The sequence below is a fragment of the Streptomyces sp. NPDC048383 genome, assembly GCF_040651775.1.
Classification (GTDB): domain Bacteria; phylum Actinomycetota; class Actinomycetes; order Streptomycetales; family Streptomycetaceae; genus Streptomyces.
The window spans coordinates 102,178-118,892 of sequence record NZ_JBEZKS010000021.1 but is presented as its reverse complement, the minus strand read 5'-3'; the positions used below and the strand labels follow the sequence as shown (position 1 = coordinate 118,892).

General features: G+C 71.4%; 14 protein-coding genes and 1 pseudogene. 6 read left to right on the top strand and 9 right to left on the bottom strand.

Going from position 1 to position 16,715, the window contains the following annotated elements:
• Nucleotides 1-101: 101 nt before the first annotated feature.
• The 5 genes from pgl to tkt form a co-directional block, all read right to left on the bottom strand.
• On the bottom strand, nucleotides 102-884 hold the full coding sequence (pgl, locus tag AB0D46_RS17320; protein ID WP_362878190.1) for a 6-phosphogluconolactonase: 783 nt from the start codon (nucleotides 882-884) through the stop codon (nucleotides 102-104).
• Between the two features lie 101 nt (nucleotides 885-985).
• Nucleotides 986-2,089 (bottom strand): glucose-6-phosphate dehydrogenase assembly protein OpcA, encoded by a 1,104-nt coding sequence (gene opcA / locus AB0D46_RS17315; RefSeq protein ID WP_362878188.1) that lies wholly within the window; start codon nucleotides 2,087-2,089, stop codon nucleotides 986-988.
• Nucleotides 2,086-3,612, bottom strand: coding sequence for a glucose-6-phosphate dehydrogenase (gene zwf / locus AB0D46_RS17310; protein ID WP_281209421.1), 1,527 nt, complete (start codon nucleotides 3,610-3,612; stop codon nucleotides 2,086-2,088). Before zwf ends, opcA begins: the two co-directional genes overlap by 4 nt.
• A gap of 5 nt (nucleotides 3,613-3,617) precedes the next feature.
• On the bottom strand, nucleotides 3,618-4,736 hold the full coding sequence (gene tal / locus AB0D46_RS17305; RefSeq protein ID WP_362878186.1) for a transaldolase: 1,119 nt from the start codon (nucleotides 4,734-4,736) through the stop codon (nucleotides 3,618-3,620).
• 35 nt (nucleotides 4,737-4,771) lie between these two features.
• A complete protein-coding gene (gene tkt, locus AB0D46_RS17300; protein ID WP_362878184.1) occupies nucleotides 4,772-6,862 on the bottom strand; it encodes a transketolase in 2,091 nt (696 codons plus the stop codon).
• A 308-nt stretch (nucleotides 6,863-7,170) separates the two neighbouring features.
• Between tkt and AB0D46_RS17295 the strand changes: the two genes are divergently transcribed.
• The 3 genes from AB0D46_RS17295 to AB0D46_RS17285 all read left to right on the top strand — a co-directional run bounded on the left by AB0D46_RS17295 (nucleotide 7,171) and on the right by AB0D46_RS17285 (nucleotide 9,697).
• Complete coding sequence (locus tag AB0D46_RS17295; protein WP_362878182.1) at nucleotides 7,171-8,112, top strand: heme o synthase; 942 nt, start codon at nucleotides 7,171-7,173, stop codon at nucleotides 8,110-8,112.
• Nucleotides 8,113-8,151: 39 nt separating this feature from the next.
• On the top strand, nucleotides 8,152-8,502 hold the full coding sequence (locus AB0D46_RS17290) for a hypothetical protein (protein ID WP_362878180.1): 351 nt from the start codon (nucleotides 8,152-8,154) through the stop codon (nucleotides 8,500-8,502).
• A 109-nt stretch (nucleotides 8,503-8,611) separates the two neighbouring features.
• The gene (locus AB0D46_RS17285) at nucleotides 8,612-9,697 is read left to right on the top strand and encodes an amidohydrolase family protein (protein WP_362878178.1); all 1,086 of its coding nucleotides are present in this window, start codon (nucleotides 8,612-8,614) and stop codon (nucleotides 9,695-9,697) included.
• Between the two features lie 28 nt (nucleotides 9,698-9,725).
• On the opposite strand, the gene AB0D46_RS17280 is transcribed toward AB0D46_RS17285, so the two are convergent.
• The 4 genes from AB0D46_RS17280 to AB0D46_RS17265 form a co-directional block, all read right to left on the bottom strand.
• The gene (locus tag AB0D46_RS17280; RefSeq protein WP_362878176.1) at nucleotides 9,726-10,685 is read right to left on the bottom strand and encodes a COX15/CtaA family protein; all 960 of its coding nucleotides are present in this window, start codon (nucleotides 10,683-10,685) and stop codon (nucleotides 9,726-9,728) included.
• A gap of 33 nt (nucleotides 10,686-10,718) precedes the next feature.
• On the bottom strand, nucleotides 10,719-11,855 hold the full coding sequence (locus AB0D46_RS17275) for a hypothetical protein (RefSeq protein ID WP_362878174.1): 1,137 nt from the start codon (nucleotides 11,853-11,855) through the stop codon (nucleotides 10,719-10,721).
• Nucleotides 11,856-11,954: 99 nt separating this feature from the next.
• Entirely contained in the window at nucleotides 11,955-12,737 is a 783-nt protein-coding gene (locus tag AB0D46_RS17270; RefSeq protein ID WP_362878172.1) for an ABC transporter permease, read from the bottom strand.
• 91 nt (nucleotides 12,738-12,828) lie between these two features.
• Nucleotides 12,829-13,752 carry an ABC transporter ATP-binding protein gene (locus AB0D46_RS17265; protein ID WP_362878170.1) on the bottom strand — a complete coding sequence of 308 codons (924 nt, stop codon included), beginning with the start codon at nucleotides 13,750-13,752 and terminating at the stop codon, nucleotides 12,829-12,831.
• 118 nt (nucleotides 13,753-13,870) lie between these two features.
• On the opposite strand from AB0D46_RS17265, the pseudogene AB0D46_RS17260 reads away from it, so the two are divergent.
• The 3 genes and pseudogenes from AB0D46_RS17260 (at nucleotide 13,871) to sufB (ending at nucleotide 16,705) form a co-directional block, all read left to right on the top strand.
• A pseudogene (locus AB0D46_RS17260) lies at nucleotides 13,871-14,436 on the top strand (formate/nitrite transporter family protein).
• A gap of 119 nt (nucleotides 14,437-14,555) precedes the next feature.
• Nucleotides 14,556-15,293 carry an ArsR family transcriptional regulator gene (locus AB0D46_RS17255; protein WP_362878168.1) on the top strand — a complete coding sequence of 246 codons (738 nt, stop codon included), beginning with the start codon at nucleotides 14,556-14,558 and terminating at the stop codon, nucleotides 15,291-15,293.
• Nucleotides 15,290-16,705 carry a Fe-S cluster assembly protein SufB gene (gene sufB, locus AB0D46_RS17250; protein WP_362878166.1) on the top strand — a complete coding sequence of 472 codons (1,416 nt, stop codon included), beginning with the start codon at nucleotides 15,290-15,292 and terminating at the stop codon, nucleotides 16,703-16,705. Before AB0D46_RS17255 ends, sufB begins: the two co-directional genes overlap by 4 nt.
• Nucleotides 16,706-16,715: the final 10 nt, after the last annotated feature.

Here is a 16,715-nt window from a genome sequence, read left to right as displayed (position 1 = left end):
ACGGGCTCGGGGGGGGCCGCCGCGCCCCGCGCCCGCCAGGCCCCGGCCCCCCGCGACCGAACGGTCGCGGGGGCCGGGCCCTTCGTGCGTACGGGGTGCGGTCAGGCGGAGGCCGGCGGGTACATGTCGGACGGCAGTCCGGCCGCGGCCGCGCGGTCCAGCAGCCACAGGGTGCGGCTGCGGCCGACGGCTGCGGCCGCCGGTGCCTGGACGCCGCCCGCCCCGCCGAGGGCGAGGGTGACGGCGCCGGCCTTGTCCTCACCGGCCGCCAGCAACCAGACCTCACGGGCCGCCCGGATCGCCGGGAAGGTGAGGGAGATCCGGGTGGGCGGCGGCTTCGGGGCGCCGTGGACGCCGACGACCGTACGCTCCGTCTCGCGGGTCGCGGGGTGTTCCGGGAACAGGGACGCCACGTGGGTGTCGGGGCCGACGCCCAGCATCAGCACGTCGAAGCGGGGGACCGGGCCGTGGTCCTCGGGGCCGGCCGCCTTCGCCAGCAGGGCGGCGTAGGACGCCGCCGCCGCGTCCACGTCGGCGCCGTACGGGCCGTCGGAGGCGGGCATCGCGTACACGCGGGCCGGGTCCACCGGGACGGAGTCCAGGAGGGCCTCGCGGGCCTGGGTGCAATTGCGCTCGGGGTCGCCCTCGGGGAGGTACCGCTCGTCGCCCCACCACAGGTCGACGCGGGCCCAGTCGATCGCGTCCCGGGCGGGGGCGGCGGCGAGGGCCGCGAGCAGGCCGTTGCCGTTGCGACCGCCGGTCAGGACCACGGAGGCGCTGCCCCGGGCCGCCTGCGCGTCCACGATCTTCGTGATGAGCCGGGCCGCCGCGGCCTGGGCCATCAGCTCCTTGTCCCGGTGGACGACGACCTGGGGAGTCGTCATACCCATGTGCTGCCGCCTTATTGGTAGTTCCGGGGTGCGGGGGGTGCGGGGTGGTACTGGGCGGGGCCCTTCCCCCGGAGGGAAAGGGCCCCGTACAGCTGCTACTTGGCGCCGGCCTTCTTGGCCGGCTTGGCGGCCGGCTTCGGGGCCGCGGCATCGGCCGCGGCATCGGCCGCGGCGTCGGCCGCGGCATCCGCCGCGGGCTCCGCCTTGGTTCCGGCGGCCTTGGTTCCGGCCGGCTTCGCCGGGGCCTTGGACGCGGTCGCCACCGCGGCGGACGCCTCCAGCCGGGCCACGCCGAACTTCAGCGAGGCCTCGTAGGTGTTGTCCGGGTCGAGCCGGCGCAGTTCCTCCGCGAGCAGCTCGGCCGTGTCGCGGCGCTTGAGCGCCACCGCCCGGTCGGGCTGACCAGGGATGCACAGCGTGGCCAGGGCGCCGTCCGCGCGGTCCAGGACGATCACGCCGTCCTTGGTCTCCATGCGGACGGCGGTCAGCCCCGGACCGCCCGACAGCGTGCGGTTGACGGGTACGCCGAGGCGGTCCGCCATCCACATGGCCAGCAGCTCGCAGCTCGGGTTGTCGCCCTCGCCCTCGACGACCGCCGAGACGACGGCCACGTCCGGGTGCTGGTCCAGCGCCGCGGCCAGCATCGAGCGCCACGGAGTGATCCGGGTCCAGGACAGGTCCGTGTCGCCGGGGGCGTAGGCCGCCGCCCGGCCACCGAGGGCCCCGATGGGGTCCTCGCACGAGTACGTGTCCGTGATCCGGCGCTGCCCCAGCGCGCCCAGCGGATCGCCCGCCAGGTCGGCCGGGGCACCCTCCGGCCACCAGACGACCACGGGGGCGTCGGGCAGCAGGAGCGGGAGAACCACCGACTGGGCGTGGTCGACCAGTTCACCGTGCAGGCGGAGCACAACCGTTTCGCCGGTGCCGGAGTCCGCACCGACGCGGATCTCCGCGTCGAGACGGGCCTCGCGGCGACTGCGCGGCGAGCGGCTGACCCGCTTGACGACGACGATGATCCGCGAGGGGTGTTCGTGGGAAGCGTCGTTCGCCGACTTGAGCGCGTCGTACGCGTTCTCCTCGTCGGTCACGATCACCAGCGTGAGGACCATGCCGATGGCCGGCGTGCCGATGTCCCGGCGCGCCTGCACCAACGCGGCGTTGATCCTGCTGGAGGTGGTCTCCGTGAGGTCGATCTTCATGGCCGGCGCCAGCTCCGTCCGTCTCGTGCGAGCATCTCGTCCGCCTCGACCGGCCCCCAGGTACCCGCCGGGTACTGGGCGGGCTTGCCGTGCTTGTCCCAGTACTCCTCGATCGGGTCGAGGATGTTCCAGGACAGCTCGACCTCCTGGTGACGCGGGAAGAGGTTCGCGTCGCCCAGCAGGACATCGAGGATCAGCCGCTCGTACGCCTCGGGGCTGGACTCGGTGAAGGACTCGCCATAGGCGAAGTCCATCGTGACGTCCCGGACCTCCATCGAGGTGCCGGGCACCTTGGAGCCGAAGCGGACGGTCACGCCCTCGTCCGGCTGGACCCGGATGACCAGGGCGTTCTGCCCCAGCTCCTCGGTCGCGCCCGACTCGAACGGCAGGTAGGGGGCCCGCTTGAAGACGACGGCGATCTCGGTCACCCGACGGCCCAGGCGCTTGCCCGTCCGCAGGTAGAACGGGACGCCGGCCCAGCGGCGGTTGTTGATCTCCAGGCGGATGGCCGCGTAGGTGTCGGTCTTCGACTTGGGGTCGATGCCGTCCTCTTCGAGGTACCCGACGACCTTCTCGCCGCCCTGCCAGGCTCCCGAATACTGGCCGCGCACGGTGTGCTTGCCCAGGTCCTCGGGCAGCTCCACGGCGGTCAACACCTTGAGCTTCTCGGCCACCAGCGCCTTCGGGTGGAAGGAGCCGGGCTCCTCCATCGCGGTGAGCGCCAGCAGCTGCAGCAGGTGGTTCTGGATGACGTCGCGGGCCGCGCCGATGCCGTCGTAGTAACCGGCCCGGCCGCCGATGCCGATGTCCTCGGCCATCGTGATCTGCACGTGGTCGACGTACGACCGGTTCCAGATCGGCTCGAACATCGTGTTGGCGAAGCGGAGCGCCAGGATGTTCTGGACGGTCTCCTTGCCGAGGTAGTGGTCGATCCGGAAGACCTCGTCACGGGGGAACACCTCGTGAACGACCTTGTTGAGCTCTTCCGCGCTCTTCAGGTCGTGGCCGAAGGGCTTCTCGATGACGGCACGCCGCCAGGAACCCTCCTTCTGCGCCAGACCGTGGTCCTTGAGCTGCTGGACGACCTTGGGGAAGAACTTGGGGGGCACCGAGAGGTAGAAGGCGAAGTTGCCGCCCGTGCCCTGCGCCTTGTCCAGTTCCTCGATGGTCGCCTTGAGGGTCTCGAAGGCCGCGTCGTCGTCGAAGTCGCCCTGGACGAACCGGCAGCCCTGCACCAGCTGCTGCCAGACCTCCTCGCGGAAGGGGGTGCGCGAGTGCTCCTTGACCGCGTCGTGCACCTCCTGGGCGAAGTCCTCGTCCTGCCACTCGCGGCGGGCGAACCCGATCAGCGAGAAACCCGGCGGCAACAGGCCGCGGTTGGCGAGGTCGTAGACGGCCGGCATGAGCTTCTTGCGCGACAGGTCACCCGTAACGCCGAAAATGACCAGGCCGGACGGCCCCGCGATGCGCGGGAGCCGCCGGTCCTGTGCGTCACGAAGCGGGTTCGCTCCGTTCACCGACAAAAGACTCAGTCCTCCGTGGGGGCGAGGCGCTTGAGCTCCGCCTCGGTCGACTTCAGCAGGTCGTTCCAGGCGTCCGCGAACTTCTCGACGCCTTCGTCCTCGAGCAGCTGCACCACATCGTCGTACGAGATGCCGAGCTTCGCGACCGCGTCGAGTTCGGTGCGGGACTGCTCGTAGGCGCCGCGGATGGTGTCGCCGGAGACCTCGCCGTGGTCGGCGGTGGCCTCCAGGGTGGCCTCGGGCATGGTGTTCACGGTGCCGGGCGCGACCAGGTCCACCACGTACAGGGTGTCCTTGTAGGCCGGGTCCTTGACGCCGGTCGAGGCCCACAGCGGACGCTGCTTGTTGGCCTGCGCCTTGTCCAGGGCCGCCCAGCGCTCGCCGCCGAACACCTCCTCGAAGGCCTCGTAGGCCAGACGGGCGTTGGCGAGGGCCGCCTTGCCCTTCAGGGCCTTGGCCTCGTCGGTGCCGATGCCGTCCAGACGCTTGTCGATCTCGCTGTCCACGCGGGACACGAAGAACGACGCGACCGAGTGGATCTTGGAGAGGTCCAGGCCCGCGGCCTTCGCCTTCTCCAGCCCCGCCAGGTAGGCGTCCATCACGGCGCGGTAGCGCTCCAGCGAGAAGATCAGCGTCACGTTGACGCTGATGCCCTTGCCGATGACCTCGGTGATCGCCGGCAGGCCGGCCTCGGTCGCCGGGATCTTGATCAGGGTGTTCGGGCGGTCCACCAGCCAGGCGAGCTGCTTGGCCTCGGCGATGGTCGCCGTGGTGTTGTGCGCCAGGCGCGGGTCGACCTCGATCGACACGCGGCCGTCCTGGCCCTCGGTCCGGTCGTAGACCGGCCGCAGGATGTCGGCGGCGTCACGGACGTCCACCGTCGTGATCATGCGGATGGCCTCGTCGACGGTGACCTTGCGGGCGGCGAGGTCCGCGAGCTGCTGCTCGTAGCCGTCACCGCTGCTGATGGCCTTCTGGAAGATCGACGGGTTGGTGGTGACACCGACCACGTGCTGCTGGTCGATCAGCTCGGCGAGGTTGCCGGACGTGATGCGCTTGCGGGACAGGTCGTCCAGCCAGATCGCCACGCCCTCGTCGGAGAGGCGCTTGAGTGCGTCTGTCATGGGAATTGCATCTCCTACTGGTTCTCGTACCGGTTTCAGCGCGCGTCGGCGGCGTTGAGGGAGTCCTTGGCGGCGGCGGTCACGGCCTCGGCGGTCAGGCCGAACTCGCGGAACAGGAGGGCTCCGTCGGCCGAGGCACCGAAGTGCTCCAGCGACACGATCCGGCCCGCGTCGCCGACGTAACGGTGCCAGGTCAGGCCGATGCCCGCCTCAACTGCCACTCGCGCCTTGACGGACGGGGTCAGGACGCTGTCCTTGTACTCCTGGTCCTGCTCCTCGAACCACTCGACGCACGGCATCGAGACGACCCGGGTCGGGATGCCCTCGGCCTGCAGCGCCTCGCGCGCGGCGACGGCGAGCTGGACCTCGGAGCCGGTGCCGATCAGCAGCACCTGCGCGGGGCCGCCCTCGGCCTCGAAGAGGACGTAGCCGCCCTTGACCGTGTCCTCGTTCGCCGGGTACGTCGGTACACCCTGGCGGGTGAGGGCGAGGCCGTGCGGGGCGCCCTTGCCGTACACCTTGGTGTGACGCTTGAGGATCTGGCGCCAGGCGATGGCGGTCTCGTTCGCGTCGGCCGGACGGACCAAGTTCAGGCCCGGGATGGCGCGCAGCGCGGCGACGTGTTCGACCGGCTGGTGGGTCGGACCGTCCTCGCCGAGGCCGATCGAGTCGTGCGTCCAGACGTACGTCACGGGCAGGTGCATCAGCGCGGACAGCCGGACCGCGTTGCGCATGTAGTCGGAGAACACCAGGAAGGTGCCGCCGTAGACGCGGGTGTGGCCGTGCAGGGCGATGCCGTTCATGGCCGCGGCCATGGCGTGCTCGCGGATGCCGAAGTGGATGGTGCGGCCGTACGGGTCGGCCTCCGGCAGCGGGTTGCCCACCGGCAGGAACGAGGAGTTCTTGTCGATGGTCGTGTTGTTGGAGCCGGCCAGGTCGGCCGAGCCGCCCCACAGCTCCGGGATGACCGCGCCGAGCGCTTCGAGGACCTTGCCGGAGGCGGCGCGGGTGGCGACGCCCTTGCCGGGCTCGAAGGCGGGGAGCTTGTCCTCCCAGCCCGCGGGCAGCTCGTTGGCCTCGATGCGGTCGAAGGACGCGGCGCGCTCCGGGTTGGCGGTGCGCCAGGCGGAGAAGTCCTTCTCCCAGGCGGCGCGGGCCTCACGGCCGCGCTCGCCGAGCGCGCGGGTGTGGGCGATGACCTCGTCGGAGACCTCGAAGGTCCGCTCCGGGTCGAAGCCGAGCACGCGCTTGGTCGCGGCGACCTCGTCGTTGCCGAGCGCCGAGCCGTGCGCGGCCTCGGTGCCCTGGGCGTGCGGGGCCGGCCAGGCGATGATCGAGCGGGCGGCGATGAAGGAGGGGCGGTCCTTCTCGGCCTTGGCGGCCTCGAAGGCGGCGTACAGCGCCTTGGGGTCCAGGTCGCCGTTCTCCTGCGCGGCGACGCGCTGGACGTGCCAGCCGTAGGCCTCGTACCGCTTGAGGGTGTCCTCGGAGACGGCCGTCTCCGTGTCGCCCTCGATGGAGATGTGGTTGTCGTCCCAGAGCAGCACCAGGTTGCCGAGCTTCTGGTGTCCGGCCAGGGCCGACGCCTCGTGGGAGATGCCCTCCTGGAGGCAGCCGTCGCCCGCGATCGCGTAGACCATGTGGTCGAACGGGGAGGTGCCCGCCGGGGCCTCCGGGTCGAACAGACCGCGCTCGTAGCGGGCGGCCATGGCCATGCCCACCGCGTTCGCGATGCCCTGGCCCAGCGGACCGGTGGTGGTCTCGACGGCCGCCGTGTGGCCGTACTCCGGGTGACCGGGGGTCTTGGAACCCCAGGTGCGGAACGCCTTGAGGTCGTCCAGCTCCAGGCCGAAGCCACCGAGGTAGAGCTGGGTGTAGAGGGTCAGGGACGAGTGCCCCGCGGAGAGCACGAAGCGGTCACGACCGACCCACTGGGGGTCAGCAGGGTCGTGCCGCATGACCTTCTGGAACAGGGTGTACGCGGCGGGAGCCAGGCTCATCGCGGTACCGGGGTGGCCGTTCCCGACCTTCTGGACCGCGTCGGCGGCCAGGATGCGGGCGGTGTCGACGGCCCGCTGGTCCAGTTCGGTCCACTCGAGCTCTGTGGTGGTCGGCTTGGTGCTCACCGTTGGTCAGGGCTCCTCTCCACATGTTGTTTTCCCGGTGACGAACGGTGCCACCGGCGCGATTCCGAGCCTACCCCCGCCAGGGCGTGCGGCTATTCGAGTGCCGGTAGTGCGTCGCCGGGTCGGCGTCCGCTGTTCATCCGGGATCTCGCCTACCCCGGTCCGATCGGCTCAACACGAGGCGACCCCCGCGCGGGGCGACGCAAGAGCAACGTCTAGAGTGGCGTGGTACGCGCAAGCCTTTACCGGACCTTCATGTCATGGAGGGGCCGAGTCGGAGCTTGCTGGATTCTCTCTCAGGGGTGTGCGTGACGGCCGTCGAATCCCGTCCAGCGGGGGTGCTCGGGACGAGCCCCGGTCACCGGCCGTTCGGGGCCCGGGCCATGGCATTCGTGGCACTGACGAAGCCGCGGATCATCGAGCTGCTGCTCATCACGACGGTGCCGGTCATGTTCCTCGCGGAACAGGGTGTGCCGTCGTTGTGGCTGGTCCTCGCGACCTGCTTCGGCGGTTACCTGTCCGCGGGCGGCGCGAACGCGCTGAACATGTACATCGACCGTGACATCGACGCGCTGATGGACCGCACGTCGCAGCGGCCGCTGGTGACCGGCATGGTGAGCCCGCGCGAGTGCCTGGTCTTCGGCATCTCCCTCGGGGTGATCTCCACCCTGTTCTTCGGTCTCCTCATCAACTGGCTGTCGGCCGCCCTCGCGCTGGGCGCGCTCCTCTTCTACGTCGTCGTCTACACGATGCTGTTGAAGCGGCGCACCTCGCAGAACATCGTGTGGGGCGGGATCGCCGGCTGCATGCCGGTGCTCATCGGCTGGTCGGCGGTGAAGAACGAGGTCTCCTGGGCCGCGATCATCCTCTTCCTGGTCATCTTCTTCTGGACGCCGCCGCACTACTGGCCGCTGTCGATGAAGGTGAAGGACGACTACGCCCGGGTCGGCGTGCCGATGCTGCCGGTCGTGGCCGGCAACCAGGTGGTCGCCCGCCAGATCGTCCTCTACAGCTGGGTCATGGTGGGCGTCTCGCTCCTGCTGACCCCGCTGGACTACACCGGCTGGTTCTACACGACGGTCGCGCTGCTGGCCGGCGGCTGGTGGCTGTGGGAGGCGCACGCGCTGCACGCCCGGGCCAAGTCCGGGCTGACGGGCGCGAAGCTCAAGGAGATGCGGCTGTTCCACTGGTCGATCACCTACGTCTCGCTCCTGTTCGTCGCCGTGGCCGTGGATCCCTTCCTCCGCTGACGCTTCCTCCGCTCGTTACCCGCCGGTAGCATGCCCTGCATGGCAGAGACCGCGGACACCGCAGACACCGTAGACAAGAAGCAGGACCGTACGGCGGCGAAGCTGGCCCGTCAGATCGGCGCGTTCGCCAAGGAGCACGGCGGCGCCGAGGGCCAGCTCGCGCACATCGGCCAGGCCGGCACCCGGATCGTCCTGGTGGGCACCGACGGCGGCTGGGGCGACCTCGTCGCCCCGACCTACGAGGTGGCCCGGCTGGCGGCGGAGAAGTCCGGCCTGACCTTCGCGGACGAGTTCGACGGGGAGCTGGCCGCCCGGGTGCGGACGGGCCCGTACGAGTGGTCCCGGATGGCCGGCCTCCAGCTCGGCGGCCCCGCCAACCCGAAGGCCTGACCGGCGCGGCGGCGCACCGCGAAAATGCGCCCGGGGCAACACCTCATGCCCCGCTCACCCGTTAGGACGTGTGGAAGCCGCTTCCTCACGTCCGCAACGGGATGCCCGGATGATCGAAACGCCGCCCTTGGTGGACCAGTACTGCCACGGGGTGCTCCGTACGGAGCTGGGCCTCGGCACCTTCGAGGCCGCACTGGTCCCGTCGGCCGGCCCGCCCGCCGCGGGCACCACCCTCTTCGACACCCAGACCGGCTTCGCGGTGCGCCGCTGGTGTCCGCCGCTGCTGGGGCTCGAACCGCACTGCGCGCCCGCCCGCTACCTGGCGCGGCGCCGGGAGCTGGGCGTCGCCGAGGCCGGGCGCAGGCTGCTGCGGGGGGCGGGCGTCGGGGCGTACCTCGTGGACACGGGCCTGCCGGGCGACCTCACCGGCCCCAAGGAGCTGGCCCTGGCCGGGGACGCGCCGACCCACGAGGTGGTCCGGCTGGAGTTACTGGCCCAGCAGGTCGCCGACACCTCGGGGACCGTGGCCGCCTTCCTGGCCAACCTGTCCGGGGCCGTCCACCACGCCGCCGCGGGCGCCGTCGCCTTCGGCTGCGGGGCCGCCGCGGTCGCGGCCGCCGGCGAGGCCGAGCCGCCGGGCCCCGGTGAGGTGCGCGGGGCGGCCGGGCGGTGGCTCGCCGACCGGCGCAGGGGCGGCGCCGTACGGGATCCGGTCCTGCTGCGGCACCTGCTGTGGAGCGCGGTCGCTTCGGGGCTGCCGCTGCAACTGCACGTCGGTGGAGCCGCTCCGGAGCCGCTGACCGGATTCGTCCGGGCCGCCGCGGGGCCGGGTACGCGGCTGGTCCTGCTGGGCAGCTACCCGCACCACCGGCAGGCGGCCCGGCTCGCGGCGGCCCATCCGCACGTGTACGTCGACCTCGGCCCGGGCCCGGCGCGTACGGGGGCCCGGACGGCGGCCGTACTGGCGGAGCTGCTGGAACTCGCGCCGTTCGGGAAGTTGCTGTTCTCCAGCGGGGGTCGAGAGCTTCCCGAGCTGCACGCGGTGGGCGCCCTGGTGTTCCGCGAGGCGTTGGGCCGGGTCCTGGGCGGCTGGGCCGCCGACGGGTCCTGGTCGAGGCGGGACGCGGACCGGGTCGCGGGGATGCTCGCGGCGGGCAACGCCCGGCGGGTCTACCGGTTGGACGAGCGGGGCTGAACCGCTCCGCCCGCCGCACCGGGAAGCGTCAGACAGTCGAGAGCCGCGGGTCGCCCTGAACGGGGACCTCCGTGTGGACGGCGGGGCGCTCGCGCAGGGAGAGGGCCACCCGCAGGACCGCGATCCACACCAGACAGGAGCCGAACATGTGGGCGGCGACGAGCACCTCGGGCAGCTCCGTGAAGAACTGCACGTAGCCGATGGCGCCCTGGGCGAGCAGCACGACCAGCAGGTCGCGGGCCCGGGCCCGGGTGTCGGTGGGGGCGTCCACGACGCGCAGCACCAGCCACATCGCGACGGCGAGCGCGCAGACCAGCCAGGCGGCGATGGCGTGGACGTGGGCGGTGGTGGCCCAGTCGAACGGCATGCGCGGGACCTCGCTGCTGTCGCCGGCGTGCGGACCGGACCCGGTCACCACGGTGCCCGCGGCGATCAGGACGAACGTGGTGGTGACCAGGACCCAGGAGAGCCCGCGCACCGGAGCGGGCACCCGGGGCTTGGGGGCGCCGTCACCCTCGCGGGCGCGCTGCCAGGTGAGCGTCGTCACGGTGATCAGCGCGGTGGCGAGCAGGAAGTGCCCGGCCACGCTCCACGGGTTGAGCTTGGTGTGGACGGTGATCCCGCCGAGCACGGCGTTGCCGCACACGACCCAGAACTGGGCCCAGCCGAGCTTGGTCAGGGACCGGCGCCACGGCTTGGCGCACCGGGCGGCCAGGATGCACCAGCCGACGGCGGCGCTGACCACGTAGGTCAGCATCCGGTTGCCGAACTCGATGGCGCCGTGGATGCCCTGGGCCTGAGTGGTGATCAGGCTGTCGTCGGTGCACTTGGGCCAGGTGTCGCAGCCGAGACCGGATCCGGTCAGCCGCACCGCCCCGCCGGTGATGACGATGACGACGGTCATGACGAGGGCGGCGAGCGCGGCTCGCTGGACGATCCGGGGTGAGGGGGTCCAGCGGGCGGCGAGGTAGGCGAAGGGATTGAGCACGGACCTATCGTAGGCCGCGCCTTGTGCAAAGTTTCACGAGGGGGTGGGTGCCGTCGCGTCCGGGCCGACGACCAGGCGGAACCGGGCGCCGGCCGGGTCGCCCTCGGCGTGCCACCACACGCGCACGCACCAGAGGCCGCTGTCGCCGGGGTAGTCCGGCGACTCCCGGAAGCCGCGGACCAGTTCACCCGCTACGTCCTCCGCCGTCCGATTGCGCACGTCTGCCCCGTCACGCCAGGGATGTCCCTGTACGTTCCACAGTCCATCGGCGCCGCGCACGTCGACGCGCCACACGGCCCGCCAAGGCGTGACCTCCAGCATCGTGGAGACCTGGTCGGCCTCCAGCCCCAGCCGGGCGGCGATCTCGGGGGCGGGCACCCCCTGGATCCGGGCGGCCACCACGGCCTGCGGCAACAGCCGTTCGGGCAGCAGCCCGTCGGCGCGCAGCCCGGCGAGGGAGTCGAAGGCGAGGAAACGCAGCCGCAGTTCCAGTTGCCGCCCGACGTGGTCCAGGGCCTCCTCGGCCTCCTGCGCCTCCTCCGGGCCGGGCGCGGCGAGCAGCAGGCTGCGGAACCCGGCCTCGGCGTCCACCGCCCAGGCGACCGCGTCCGCGGCGAAGCCCAGCTCGGCGAGCCGGTCGCCGAGGAAGACCTTGGCCTGGGCGAGCCCCCGACGGTTGACCGGGTCGTGCTGGTCGAGGCCGGCCCACACCTCGACGGCGGCCCGGGTCAGGTCGCGGGCGCGTTCGCCGGCGGCCCGTTCCATCGCGCTGGGGCCGTACTCGGAGCCGGTGCCGAGCGGGTGGCGCGGCAGGCGGTCCGCGTCGCTCAGCGGCCAGGCCAGCCAGACGCCCTGGTTGATCAGACCCCGGGCGTACCACCGGGCGTACTCCGGCGCGTGTTCGGCGGCCTGCTGTCCGTGGTGCAGCCCCTCCTCGATGGCGGCCAGGGCCCCGGCCCGGTCGCCGGCCGCGAAGCGGCGCGCGGCGAGGTCACCGAGGCGCAGCCCGAGCCGGGCGGCGCACTCGGCGTCCGTCCGGGCGGGCTCGCGGAGCGCGCCGATGAGTTCGCCCAGCAGCCGCTCGCTCTCGGCGGGGTCCGCCTGCGCGGCGCCGGACCGGATCCGCGCCCACTGTTCGTCCAGCCGCAGAACGGCTTCCCGCTGCGCCATGCCCGCCCCCGGCATCCTGGTCGTGCGTCGCCCCGCCGTGCGTCGCTGATGTGTGGAGGCGCTCATCCTCCTGCCAGGCCAACGTCCAGGGGAAGGGATTCACTCCCAGCGGAAGGTGCGGGCGGCCGCGCCGAGACCGAGGACGGCCCAGCCGGCCAGCACCGCGGCATCCGTCCAGGGCAGCGCGGCCCCGTGCTGGAGCACCTCGCGCAGCCCGTCGGAGAGGGCGGAGATGGGGAGCAGTTCGAGGACGGACTGGACGGCTCCGGGGAACTTGTCGAGCGGGACGATCACGCCGCCGCCGACGAGCAGCAGCAGGAACACCAGGTTCGCGGCGGCCAGCGTCGCCTCGGCCTTGAGGGTGCCGGCCATCAGCAGGCCGAGGCCGGAGAAGGCGGCCGTGCCCAGCAGGACCAGGGCGGCCACCGCGAGCGGGTTGCCGTGCGGGGACCAGCCCAGGGCGAAGGCGATCACCGTCAGCAGTGCGATCTGGAGCACCTCGGTGACCAGCACCGACAGGGTCTTGGCGGCCATCAGGGCCCAGCGGGGCAGCGGGGAGGCGCCGAGCCGCTTGAGGATCCCGTAGCGGCGGTCGAAGCCGGTGGCGATGGCCTGGCCGGTGAAGGCGGTGGACATCACGGCGAGGGCGAGGATGCCGGGGGCCAGGAAGTCGACGGACTTCTCGGCGCCGCCCCCTCGAATGGGCACAGTGATGATGTCCACCGAGGAGAAGAGGGTCAGCAACAGCGCCGGGATGATCACGGTGAGCAGCAGTTGTTCGCCGTTGCGCAGCAGCATCCGGGTCTCCAGCGCGGTCTGCGCCAGGATCATCCGGGACACCGGCGCGGCTCCCGGCCGGGGGGTGAACGTACCGACGCTCATGAACGCGGCTCCTTGCCGGTCGGTTCCAGGCCGTGCTGTCCCGGGGGGCGACCCCCGGACCCCCGGCGGGGATCCGTGTCGATCGGGGTCATCAGCGCAGCTCCTTGCCGGTCAGTTCCAGGAAGACGTCTTCGAGGGTGTGCCGTTCCACCGAGAGGCTGCTCGGCATCACCCCGTGCTGGGCGCACCAGGAGGCGACGGTGGCCAGCAGCTGGGGGTCCACGTCGCCGGTGACCCGGTAGGAGCCGGCCGTCAGCTCGGCGGCCCGGGTGCCGTCGGGCAGGGCCTTGAGCAGCGAGGCCAGGTCGAGGGAGGGGCGGCCGGTGAAGCGCAGGGTGTTCTCGGCGCCGCCCCGGCACAGCTGTTCGGGGCTGCCGTGGGCGATGACCCGGCCCGCGTCCACGATGGCGACCTCGTCGGCGAGCTGCTCGGCCTCGTCCATGTGGTGGGTGGTGAGGACGACGGTGACCCCGTCGGCCCGCAGTTCCCGTACGAGTTCCCAGGTCGCGCGGCGGGCCTGGGGGTCGAGGCCGGCGGTCGGCTCGTCCAGGAAGACCAGCTCGGGGCGGCCCACCACGGCCATCGCGAGCGCGAGGCGCTGCTGCTGGCCTCCGGACAGGCGCCGGTAGGGGGTGCGGCCGCAGCCGCCGAGGCCGAGGCGCTCGACCAGGACGTCGACGTCGAGGGGGTGCGCGTACAGCCGGGACACGTGGCGGAGCATCTCGACGGCGCGGGCGCCGGAGTAGACCCCGCCGGACTGGAGCATGACGCCGATCCGGGGGCGCAGGGCCTCCGCGCGGGTGACGGGGTCGAGGCCGAGGACGCGGACGGTGCCCGCGTCGGGGCGGACGTAGCCCTCGCAGGTCTCCACGGTCGTCGTCTTGCCCGCGCCGTTGGGGCCGAGGACCGCGGTGACCGAGGCGCCGGGAACGGTGAGGTCCAGGCCGTCCACCGCTGTTTTGGGGCCGTACCGCTTCACCAGTCCGCGGATCTCCACGGCGGGGTCGTTGCTCATGGGGGTCGAGTCTACGGAGCGCGGCAGGGGTCCTTGGTCCTGGGGGCGACGGGGTCGGGGGCCCTGCGGTCGGTGACCTTTTCGGGCGCTCGGGGGCGGGCCGGCGCCCTGGCGTTGAGTGGTGAACAGCATCGCTCAGAACGTCGAGGCCACCTCCGGGCAGGCCGCGCACAAGGCCCACGACCTGGGACATCCGCCGCGGGACCTGTGCGCGTCCTGGGGGCTGTCGCTGGCGGGGAACCGCGTCGGCGCGTTCGTGTTCGGGGCGATGGTGCACGCCTCCGGGGTGACGTCCTCGCCGTCCGCGCGGGCGATGCTGACCGGGATGGTCCACGCGAAGACGGAACTGGGCGGGGGTCAGCTGTTCTGGCGCGCGGTGCTCTGCAACATGCTCGTCTGCCTGGCGATCTGGATGTTCACCCGGGCCCGCGGGGACGCGGCGAAGATCTTCGTCCTGTGCTGCCCGTGGCCGTTTTCGTGGCCGTCGGATTCGAACACTGCGTCGCGAACACGGCTCTTTTCAGCTTGGCGATCCTGGATGGCCCAGTCGGTTTCGGTGAGCTTTTCCGGAACCTGATGTTCACCGTTCCGGGGAACGTCGTGGGCGGAGGCTTGCTGGTGGGAGCCGTTTATTGGTTCACCGGTGGTGCTCACCGAGAGCGCGGATCCATGGGGTCCGCTTAACTCTCCGTAGAGAAATTAGGTAACCCTTAGTGATGGATGCCACCAGGAGTGGCGTCCATCACGGCTTGTCGTCGCTCGGTTAATTACGCAACAATGGCGTTGTGAAATACGGCGAACGGATGATCGAGACCCCCCAGGGGGAACTCGTGACCGGGGAGCGGTCAACCCGCAACCGGGTCGCGCGCTCCATCCTGGACCACGGTCCGTCCACCGTCGCCGACCTCGCGCAGCGTCTGGGCCTCACCCAGGCCGCCGTGCGACGCCACCTCGACGCGCTCGTCGCCGACGAGGTGGTCGAACCCCGTGAGCAGCGTGTGTACGGTGCGCGCACCCGGGGTCGACCCGCCAAGGTCTTCGCGCTCACCGACTGCGGCCGCGACGCCTTCGACCAGTCCTACGACGCGCTCGCCGCGGACGCCCTGCGCTGGATCGCGCGGGCCGCCGGCGGCGGGGAGCAGGGGGAGGCGGCCGTCGCCGCCTTCGCCAGGGCGCGGATGGAGGCGCAGGCGGAGCCCTACCGGGAAGCCGTCGAGGCGGCCGCCCCCGCGGACCGCGCCGAGGCCCTCGCCAAGGCGTTGACCGGGGACGGGTACGCTGCTACGGCGAAGAGCGCTCCCGGTCCGCACAGCGGTGAACAGCTCTGTCAGCACCACTGCCCGGTCGCACACGTCGCCGAGCAGTTCCCGCAGCTTTGCGAGGCGGAGACCGAGGTCTTCTCCCGCCTGCTCGGGACGCATGTGCAGCGCCTCGCCACGATCGCCCACGGCGACGGGGTGTGCACGACGTTCATTCCGCGAAGCGCCACACAGACCGACACATCAGTATCTTCAAGTACGGCCGGGAGGAACCCCGCATGACCACGGAGACTGCTCACCCTGAGCTCGATGGCCTGGGCACCTACGAATACGGCTGGGCCGACTCCGACGCGGCCGGCGCCGCTGCCAAGCGGGGCCTGTCCGAGGACGTCGTCCGAGACATCTCGGCGAAGAAGTCCGAGCCGGAGTGGATGCTGAACCTCCGCCTCAAGGGCCTCAAGCTGTTCGGCAAGAAGCCCATGCCCAACTGGGGTTCCGACCTCTCGGGCATCGACTTCGACAACATCAAGTACTTCGTGCGTTCCACCGAGAAGCAGGCCGCTTCCTGGGAGGACCTGCCCGAGGACATCAAGAACACGTACGACAAGCTCGGCATCCCCGAGGCCGAGAAGCAGCGCCTCGTCGCGGGTGTCGCGGCCCAGTACGAGTCCGAGGTCGTCTACCACCAGATCCGCGAGGACCTGGAGGAGCAGGGCGTCATCTTCCTCGACACGGACACCGCGCTCAAGGAGCACCCGGAGCTCTTCCAGGAGTACTTCGGCACGGTCATCCCGGTCGGCGACAACAAGTTCGCGTCGCTGAACACCGCGGTGTGGTCCGGCGGCTCCTTCATCTACGTCCCCAAGGGCGTGAAGGTCGACATTCCGCTCCAGGCCTACTTCCGTATCAACACGGAGAACATGGGCCAGTTCGAGCGGACGCTGATCATCGTCGACGAGGACGCCTACGTCCACTACGTCGAGGGCTGCACCGCCCCAATCTACTCCTCGGACTCGCTGCACAGCGCCGTGGTCGAGATCATCGTGAAGAAGGGCGGCCGCTGCCGCTACACGACGATCCAGAACTGGTCGAACAACGTCTACAACCTGGTCACCAAGCGCGCCGTGGCGTACGAGGGCGCGACCATGGAGTGGGTCGACGGCAACATCGGTTCCAAGGTCACCATGAAGTACCCGGCGGTCTACCTGATGGGCGAGCACGCCAAGGGCGAGACCCTGTCCATCGCCTTCGCGGGCGAGGGCCAGCACCAGGACGCCGGCTCCAAGATGGTCCACATGGCGCCGTACACCTCCTCCAACATCGTCTCCAAGTCGGTGGCGCGCGGCGGTGGCCGTACCTCCTACCGAGGCCTGGTGGAGATCGGCGAGGGCGCCCACGGCTCCAAGTCGAACGTGCTCTGCGACGCGCTGCTGGTCGACACCATCTCCCGCTCGGACACGTACCCGTACGTGGACGTCCGCGAGGACGACGTGTCGATGGGCCACGAGGCGACCGTCTCCAAGGTCTCCGACGACCAGCTCTTCTACCTGATGAGCCGCGGTCTGACCGAGTTCGAGGCCATGGCCATGATCGTGCGCGGCTTCGTCGAGCCGATCGCGCGCGAGCTGCCGATGGAGTACGCCCTGGAGCTGAACCGGCTGATCGAGCTGCAGATGGAGGGGTCGGTCGGTTAGTCCCGACCGC

Bases quoted from the DNA above. Each gene is read 5' to 3' on its own strand.
- pgl (WP_362878190.1), bottom strand. From the start codon at position 884: ATGACGACTCCCCAGGTCGTCGTCCACCGGGACAAGGAGCTGATGGCC.
- opcA (WP_362878188.1), bottom strand. From the start codon at position 2,089: ATGAAGATCGACCTCACGGAGACCACCTCCAGCAGGATCAACGCCGCG.
- tal (WP_362878186.1), bottom strand. From the start codon at position 4,736: ATGACAGACGCACTCAAGCGCCTCTCCGACGAGGGCGTGGCGATCTGG.
- AB0D46_RS17290 (WP_362878180.1), top strand. From the start codon at position 8,152: ATGGCAGAGACCGCGGACACCGCAGACACCGTAGACAAGAAGCAGGAC.
- AB0D46_RS17285 (WP_362878178.1), top strand. From the start codon at position 8,612: ATGATCGAAACGCCGCCCTTGGTGGACCAGTACTGCCACGGGGTGCTC.
- AB0D46_RS17275 (WP_362878174.1), bottom strand. From the start codon at position 11,855: ATGGCGCAGCGGGAAGCCGTTCTGCGGCTGGACGAACAGTGGGCGCGG.
- AB0D46_RS17270 (WP_362878172.1), bottom strand. From the start codon at position 12,737: ATGAGCGTCGGTACGTTCACCCCCCGGCCGGGAGCCGCGCCGGTGTCC.
- AB0D46_RS17265 (WP_362878170.1), bottom strand. From the start codon at position 13,752: ATGAGCAACGACCCCGCCGTGGAGATCCGCGGACTGGTGAAGCGGTAC.
- AB0D46_RS17255 (WP_362878168.1), top strand. From the start codon at position 14,556: ATGATCGAGACCCCCCAGGGGGAACTCGTGACCGGGGAGCGGTCAACC.
- sufB (WP_362878166.1), top strand. From the start codon at position 15,290: ATGACCACGGAGACTGCTCACCCTGAGCTCGATGGCCTGGGCACCTAC.